The organism is Polynucleobacter sp. 35-46-11 (genome assembly GCF_002281105.1).
In genome coordinates, this window is sequence record NZ_NCFJ01000558.1 from 1 (window position 1) to 1,567 (window position 1,567).

At 44.8% G+C, this 1,567-nt stretch carries 3 protein-coding genes; all 3 read left to right on the top strand.

Annotated features, from left to right (window positions below; genetic code table 11):
* Positions 1-467 (top strand): protein-methionine-sulfoxide reductase catalytic subunit MsrP (gene msrP / locus B7Y67_RS17570; RefSeq protein ID WP_293599735.1); only part of this gene is annotated, 467 nt, incomplete at its 5' end.
* Between the two features lie 23 nt (positions 468-490).
* Positions 491-1,078 carry a sulfite oxidase heme-binding subunit YedZ gene (locus tag B7Y67_RS17575; RefSeq protein ID WP_293599736.1) on the top strand — a complete coding sequence of 196 codons (588 nt, stop codon included), beginning with the start codon at positions 491-493 and terminating at the stop codon, positions 1,076-1,078.
* Positions 1,079-1,091: 13 nt separating this feature from the next.
* The coding region (locus tag B7Y67_RS17580) for a lipocalin family protein (protein WP_293599737.1) at positions 1,092-1,567 on the top strand (476 nt) is incomplete at its 3' end.

Here is a 1,567-nt window from a genome sequence, read left to right on the forward strand (position 1 = left end):
CAATTCTGCCAATAACTTCGCTTGCTGGTCTGCGCTACCCTGGTTTAAGGAGTCAAATTATTGATTGGCCCTATCGTGAAGGCTTGCGTTTGGATGAGGCAATGAACCCATTGACGCTCTTGACATTTGGTTTGTATGGCGAAGTATTACCCAAGCAAAATGGCGCTCCGGTTCGAATTGTGGTGCCCTGGAAATATGGCTTTAAGAGTGCTAAGTCGATTGTCACAATTCGTTTGACTGAAGAGATGCCTAAGACTAGCTGGAGCCAGTTTGATGCTCGAGAGTATGGTTTTTATTCCAACGTCAATCCTTTGGTCAATCATCCTCGTTGGAGTCAAGCAACCGAACGTCGGATTGGCGATTTCAAAGCGGCCTTTGCACCCAAAATGAAAACACAAATGTTTAACGGTTATGCCGATCAAGTTGCCAGTATGTATAACGGAATGGACTTGAAGAAATTCTACTAATTGATCTTAGATGCTTGGTTTTCATGAAGGTATTTGTTTTTCTGCTGGCACTACTGCCCTTAGGGCGACTAATCTGGCTGGGTTTCAATGATGGCTTAGGCGCCAATCCAGTTGAATTGATTACCCGTTCAACGGGTACTTGGGCATTAGTCTTTTTGTGCTTGACCTTAGCGATGACGCCATTGCGCTTGCTGACGAATTCAGCAGCATGGATTCGGTATCGCAGGATGTTGGGCTTATTTAGCTTTTTCTATGCCTGTCTGCATTTTGGGATTTGGCTTTGGCTAGATCAGGACTTTGACTTGGTAGAGATGCTCAAGGATGTAGTGAAGCGACCATTCATCACCATGGGCTTCATTAGCTTTCTTCTCTTGATTCCGCTAGCACTGACATCTACCCATTGGGCTCAAAGAAAATTAGCTCGTCGGTGGGCTCAACTGCATCGACTGATTTATTTCATTGCTTGCACTGTGATCCTTCACTATTGGTGGCATAAAGCCGGCAAGAATGATCTTGATACCGTAACAATTTATGCGATCGTTTGGATATTGCTGTTATCTTGTAGGATTCCTTATATCCGCAATCTCTTGAGCAAGAAATTCATCACTTAACATCACACCTTCCATGACTCTGTTTTCATATTCTCGCGCTTCAATTATTTCCACATTGGGTTTTCTGTTGATTTGTCTTGGATCTGTCCATGCTAACGCTCAGCAAGCTGACCAGGCTGTCAAAACCATAGCCTCCTTAGATGTTCCGCGCTACTTGGGAACTTGGTACGAGATTGCCAAGTTTCCAAACTGGTTTCAGAAGAAATGCGTTTCTAATACCAAGGCTGTATATTCCGCAAAACCTGATGGCAATCTGCGAGTGCTCAATAGCTGCAAAACTGCAAGCGGAGAGACTTCGGAAGCAGAAGGCTTAGGTCGTCAAATCGGTGGCAAGGACTCACCAAAGTTAGAGGTGCGTTTTGCCCCTGAGTGGCTTTCATTTCTGCCTATGGTCTGGGGTGATTACTGGGTGATCGATTTGGATCCTCAATATCAAGTGGCAGCTGTCAGTGATCCGAGAAGAGAATACCTTTGGGTTTTATCGAGAAC